Annotated in this window: 6 protein-coding genes and 1 pseudogene; 1 reads left to right on the top strand and 6 read right to left on the bottom strand. The window is 61.5% G+C overall.

Annotated elements, in window-relative coordinates:
* The 6 genes and pseudogenes from ACILSL_RS26680 to ACILSL_RS26655 all read right to left on the bottom strand — a co-directional run.
* Window positions 1-151: pseudogene (locus tag ACILSL_RS26680) on the bottom strand (DNA polymerase IV); the annotation flags it as partial.
* A 55-nt stretch (window positions 152-206) separates the two neighbouring features.
* On the bottom strand, window positions 207-818 hold the full coding sequence (locus ACILSL_RS26675; protein ID WP_395735117.1) for a SprT-like domain-containing protein: 612 nt from the start codon (window positions 816-818) through the stop codon (window positions 207-209).
* 57 nt (window positions 819-875) lie between these two features.
* A complete protein-coding gene (locus ACILSL_RS26670; RefSeq protein ID WP_395735116.1) occupies window positions 876-1,874 on the bottom strand; it encodes a hypothetical protein in 999 nt (332 codons plus the stop codon).
* The gene (locus tag ACILSL_RS26665; RefSeq protein ID WP_395735115.1) at window positions 1,858-2,391 is read right to left on the bottom strand and encodes an SIS domain-containing protein; all 534 of its coding nucleotides are present in this window, start codon (window positions 2,389-2,391) and stop codon (window positions 1,858-1,860) included. Before ACILSL_RS26665 ends, ACILSL_RS26670 begins: the two co-directional genes overlap by 17 nt.
* Window positions 2,392-2,445: 54 nt before the next feature.
* Window positions 2,446-3,384, bottom strand: coding sequence for an SPFH domain-containing protein (locus ACILSL_RS26660; protein ID WP_013250793.1), 939 nt, complete (start codon window positions 3,382-3,384; stop codon window positions 2,446-2,448).
* Between the two features lie 27 nt (window positions 3,385-3,411).
* On the bottom strand, window positions 3,412-3,846 hold the full coding sequence (locus ACILSL_RS26655) for an NfeD family protein (protein ID WP_013250792.1): 435 nt from the start codon (window positions 3,844-3,846) through the stop codon (window positions 3,412-3,414).
* Window positions 3,847-3,988: 142 nt separating this feature from the next.
* Here ACILSL_RS26655 and ACILSL_RS26650 point away from each other — a divergent pair.
* Window positions 3,989-5,239: TIGR02710 family CRISPR-associated CARF protein (locus ACILSL_RS26650; RefSeq protein ID WP_395735114.1), on the top strand; the 1,251-nt coding region annotated here is incomplete at its 3' end.

Raw genomic sequence — 5,239 nt, 5'->3', positions numbered from 1 at the left:
TGGCCTGAATGGTCGGCATCGCCGATCGCACCCCGAAGCGACGCACCTCATAACTCGCCGCTGCCACAATGCCGCGTGGCGGAGGGCCGCCCACGGCAACCGGTTTCCCTTTCAGCGATGGATCTGCGAGCACCGCGGCAGAGGCAAACATGGCGTCGATGTCGCCGAAGAGAATTTGTCGGGGCCATCGTCCGGACATCGATGTCCTACACGGGGGTGAAGGGAAGGCCGAGCTGAGGACCTGCGGCAGATGTGTGGGCCGGTTCCGTGGTGGTGACGAGTGCCACGGCAGGAAGCTCGCGGAGCGGCCCCCGACAGGCGCCGCAGAAGTGGCGTCGCGGTTGAATAGTCCGGCGTTGTCGTTGATAGAGGCAGCCGCAGTGCTGGCAACGCCAGGCATATTTGGCCAAGGCAGCCACTTCTTTTCCGAGCGAGTGATAGATCGTGATGCCCAGGCCGTCGCGATTCATCTGGTCCATCATGCGACGAAAATCGGCACCATGATTCGGGCGACGCTTCAAGATATCGTATTGCCACTGGTGAATCATTTCGTGCGCCAGGGTCATGACGGTTTCGTGGCTCGGCTCCGGGTAATTGGATTGAAGTAGCACCGCCGACAGTCTGATACAACGCCGTCTGGTCGGTTCTTCGAGAGTGCGCGCAAGCGGCTGTCGTGGCCCGATCCGGCAGACGAACATCCCGGCTGAGGAGGTCAGTCGGCGGCTCCATTCAATGGGAATCGGAGGTAAGCCGCCCTGAAAGTAGCGGCGGTTGAGATCGGTCCAGATTGTGAGCAGCGGTTCCGGAGAGGGTGACATGGTACTCACAACATGATCGTGATGTCGAACAGTCGAGTGAAAGCTGCAAGGCCGGAATCAGCGGCCGGACAACTCTTCAATGACCGCGGCGGCCAGCAATGGCACCATGATCTCGTGGTGGCCGGTCAATGCGTATCCCTTGCCGCCCTTCTGGGTGGGTCTGCGCACGACATTGGTCATGGGGCGATAGTGCGAGAGGAAGTCCATATTGACCGTGGTGATGTTCGTCAACGGATGACCAAGGTTGCGTCCGAGCGAGACGGCTTTCAGGAAGACCTCCGGCAGGATCACGGCTGACCCCAGATTGAGATAGACCCCGCCTTCCATTTCGGAGACAACTGCGGCCAGGCGGCGAAAATCGAGCAGCGAACCCGCCCCGATCGCGGCGCCGTCTGCGGACGGATGCATGTGAATGATGTCGGTTCCGACGGCCACGTGCACGGTGACGGGAAGGCCCAGCCGGAATCCGGTGGCCAGCAGGCTGGTGGCGCGATGTGGGAACAGTTGTTTCCGTCGATGAATATAACTGCCGAGCGATTCGCCAAGCCCCTGACCTTCTTTCATGCCCAGGGTGATGGCTTCATTCAGCATGCGGCCGGTTTCTTCCGCCATGCCGAATCGGCCGGAGTCGATCTCCGCGTCCACTTCTTCGGACGTGTGCCCCATAAACGCGAGTTCGAAGTCATGGATGATGACCGCTCCGTTCATGGCGAGAGCGGTGACGATGCCGCGTTCCATCAGGTCCACGAGGAGCGGGCCGAGCCCGACCTTCACGACGTGGGCGCCCATGCCAACGATCACCGGCCGGCCGTTGCGATGGGCTTTGGCAATGGCCTGCGCCACTTCGCGCAACGTTTTGACCGCCAGGATATCGGGGAGTGAGTCCAGAAACCGCGCGAACGAGCGACCCTTCGTCCAGACCTTGGCAAAGTTGGAGACCTGCACCTTGCTGTGTCGGCGCTGGAGCGGATAGGTCTTCAGGCGCGACGCATCGATCGGCCGGATGATCGCGGGGGGCGTCGATGCTGCAGTGGGGCGCTTACGCCGGGTTGGCAAGAACGTGATCCTCAATGAGTTCGCAGAGCACATGGCCCAGCGTGATGTGACTTTCCTGAATGCGGGCGGTCAGCGTGGAAGGCACGACGAAGGCGTAGTCCACCATGCCTGCCAGTTTGCCGCCGGTTCCGCCGGTCCAGGCGATCGTGGTGAGGCCCAGGGCTTTGGCCGCCTCGACCCCTTTCAACACGTTGGGGGAGTTGCCGCTGGTGCTGATCGCGATCGCCACATCTCCACGCTGCCCGTGTGCGCGAACTTGACGGGCGAACAGCTCCTCGAAGCCGTAGTCGTTGGCGATGCAGGTGATGGCGGCAATGTCCGTGGCGAGGGCAATGGCCGGCAACGGGGCACGTTCGCGCTTATAGCGGCCGACAAACTCGGCGGCGATGTGCGCGGCATCGGTGGAGCTGCCGCCGTTGCCGAAGAGCAAGAGCACGATTCGGTCGGCATGGTCCCGCGCGAAGCGCCGCTTGATCTCGGCGCTGTCGTCGAAGGCCTTGATGGCAAATTCTTTCATCGTCCGGAATTGTAGGGAAGCCCCGAGTCACTGTCAAACGACCGCAGACGTCTCTTACTTTCCCGGAGATGTGGGCGAAGACCGTTTCGTGATCATGTTCATCGCCAGCGTCAGCATCGAGCCGACGTCGGAGACGTTGGCGGGGAGCACAAGGGTATTGCTGGCTTTGGCCAGTTCCCCGAACTTGGTGATGTACTGCTCGGCGACGCGCAGCTGCACGGCTTCGTAGCCGCCGGGAATTTGCGTGGATTCGGCGACTTTGCGGAGTCCGTCTGCCGTGGCGCTCGCGATGGCCATAATCGCGGAGGCTGCGCCCTCGGCCTCGTTGATCTGCTGTTGTTTCTTCGCCTCGGACGCCTTGATGACCTGTTGCTTCTCGCCTTCCGCCTGGTTGATGGCGGCGTCGCGTTCGCCCTCGGAGGTCAGAATCACCGCGCGTTTTTCCCGTTCGGCCCGCATCTGCTTTTCCATCGCGGCCAGCACGTCTTTCGGTGGCGTGATGTTCTTGATCTCGTACCGAAGCACCTTCACGCCCCATGGTTCCGTGGCCTTGTCCAGCTCATTCACAACCTGGCTGTTGATGTTGGTGCGTTCTTCGAAGGTGCGGTCGAGTTCGATTTTGCCGATCTCGCTGCGGAGCGCGGTCTGAGCGAGCTGCGTGATGGCGAAGCGGTAGTCGCTGATGCCGTAGGAGGCACGCTGCGGGTCCAACACCTTCGAATACAAAATCCCATCGACGCCGACCTGCACGTTATCGCGTGTGATGCAGATCTGTTCGGGGATATCAATGGCGGTTTCTTTCAGGGAGTGTTTGTACTGCACACTGTCGAGGAACGGCCACAGGATGTGGAACCCCGCGCCGAGTGTCCGTGAGTACCGGCCCAGCCGCTCGACGACGTAGGCGCTCTGCTGCGGCACCACACGCGCGGTTTTTGAGATAACGAGCAGGACGAGGCCTGCAAGGAAAATAACAACCCAGAGTCCGCCTGGCATTCCGCTATCCTCCATGATGGTGCGACCTCATTCAGGTTTGATCCACAGGGTGATGCCGTCCACGCGCTCGACGCGGCTGCGTTGTCCTTTGAGCAGCGGCTTGTCGCCGGCGTTGTGCGCATTCCAGGTGCTGCCTCGGCATTCCGCCTTGCCCGTGGCGCCGGGAGGAACGTCGTCCAGAACGATGGCCGTTTCGCCGCCCATGGTATCGACCGGTGAGACGTCGTCCCGCTCGGCCGTCATGAGACGGCGGAGCGGAGGACGAAGGATGACGAGGGAAGCGACGGAGAAGACCGAAAACAGGAGCCAGGACATCCATTCACTCTGAATCATGCCCAGGCCGACCAGCGCGCCGACAACCAGCGCCCCGATCCCGAAGAACAACATGTAAAACCCGCCGGGGGTGACGATTTCGCTGCCGAGCAGAAACAGTCCCAGAAAGGCCCAGAGCCACCAGGTCATTGCACCTCCTCAGCCGTCGCGATCAGCGGTGCTGTCTCATGATTCACGCGGAAGTCTATGCGCCTTTGCCCGGAGCGTCAAGGATTGTGCAAGAAGCGTCGTTCATTGAAGCAACCGGAGTGCAGTGGTATAGTCCGCGGTCATGCCTGCGGATACTCCTGTCAAAGCGCTCATCCTGGCCTTTACCGACGCGCCGTCGCTCGCCGCCTATGTGATCAACCGGCTGCAGCCGGAATTGCTCTGCTTTTTCGTGCCGGAATCGGCGAAGGCGCAGGTAGAGGAGGCGGTACAACCGCTGGTGCAGCAGATGCCCAAGCGCTGGGATTGGGTGGTGACGCCCGATCCGGCCGACGTCATCGCCTGTCATCAGGCCCTGTCACGATCTATTCACGACCTCTTCAGAAACTGGGCCGTGCAGGTGGGTGAGGTCGTGGTCGATTTGACCGGTGCCACTCCTGCTATGGCCGCGGCGCTGGCGACGGTGAGCCAGCCCTGGACGTCGCGAGTCATCAGTCTGGTCGATGCGGAGGGTCGCGAAGAGGGGGAGGCGATCGCGATCGGCGGGTTGTCCAAGTATTGGCTGCAGGGCAATCCCTGGGATGAGTCGGCGGTCGTGGTGCGCCGTGAGGCCAGCGACGCCTTTAATCATGGTTCATTCAGAGCCGCCGCCACGCTGTTTCATACGCTGGAAGCTCGCGTGAGTGGGGGACAAAAGCCCCTCTATCGTGCCCTCGGCGAATTGGCATCGGGGTATGGGTTGTGGGAGCAGTTTCACTATCGCCAGGCATGGGACAAACTGAAGACCTCGTTGAAGGCGCTCGACATGGCGTCGCTCTGGGGTGGGCCGCCCGGGTTAAAGGCGCTCCTGCCGTTCATCAAGGCCAATAACGGATTCCTGGAAAAGCTGGTGCTCGATCCCGCCGACGTGAAGGAAGGGGTGGTGCTCGATCTGCTCGCGCATGCCCATCGTCGCGCCCACGTGGATCATGATTATGAGCGGGCCATGGTGGCGCTCGTGCGTGCGATGGAAGCCTGCGCCCAGCGGCAACTCTTCAAACAGTACAAGATTAAGACCTGGGATGTGCAGCCGGAGCAATTGCCCGACGCGATGCGAGACACCTGCCGCACCTGTTATCTGGACGATGTGGACGGCAAGTACAAGCTTCCGTTGCAGAGCCAGTTCAGGGCCCTGGCCGGTCTGGGCGATCAGATGGGACAGGCGTTTCTTCGTGATTGGCCAAAAATGAAACCGCTTTTCGACGCCGCCAACCACGCGGTGCTGGGCCACGGGTTTGAGGCGATCAAAGCCGAACGCGTGCAGCAGCTGTCCGATGTGGTCATGAAACTCACCGGCGTGAGCGAGTCCTCGCTACCGAAGTTTCCCGTCCTCAGT

This window comes from Prosthecobacter sp. (assembly GCF_044222345.1).
Taxonomy (GTDB): Bacteria; Verrucomicrobiota; Verrucomicrobiia; order Verrucomicrobiales; family Verrucomicrobiaceae; genus Prosthecobacter.
This window is presented reverse-complemented; position numbering and strand designations above follow the sequence as displayed.

What these genes read in the sequence shown, in the direction of transcription:
- ACILSL_RS26675 (WP_395735117.1), bottom strand. Translation starts at nt 818, where the DNA reads ATGTCACCCTCTCCGGAACCGCTGCTCACAATCTGGACCGATCTCAAC.
- ACILSL_RS26665 (WP_395735115.1), bottom strand. Translation starts at nt 2,391, where the DNA reads ATGAAAGAATTTGCCATCAAGGCCTTCGACGACAGCGCCGAGATCAAG.
- ACILSL_RS26660 (WP_013250793.1), bottom strand. Translation starts at nt 3,384, where the DNA reads ATGCCAGGCGGACTCTGGGTTGTTATTTTCCTTGCAGGCCTCGTCCTG.
- ACILSL_RS26655 (WP_013250792.1), bottom strand. Translation starts at nt 3,846, where the DNA reads ATGACCTGGTGGCTCTGGGCCTTTCTGGGACTGTTTCTGCTCGGCAGC.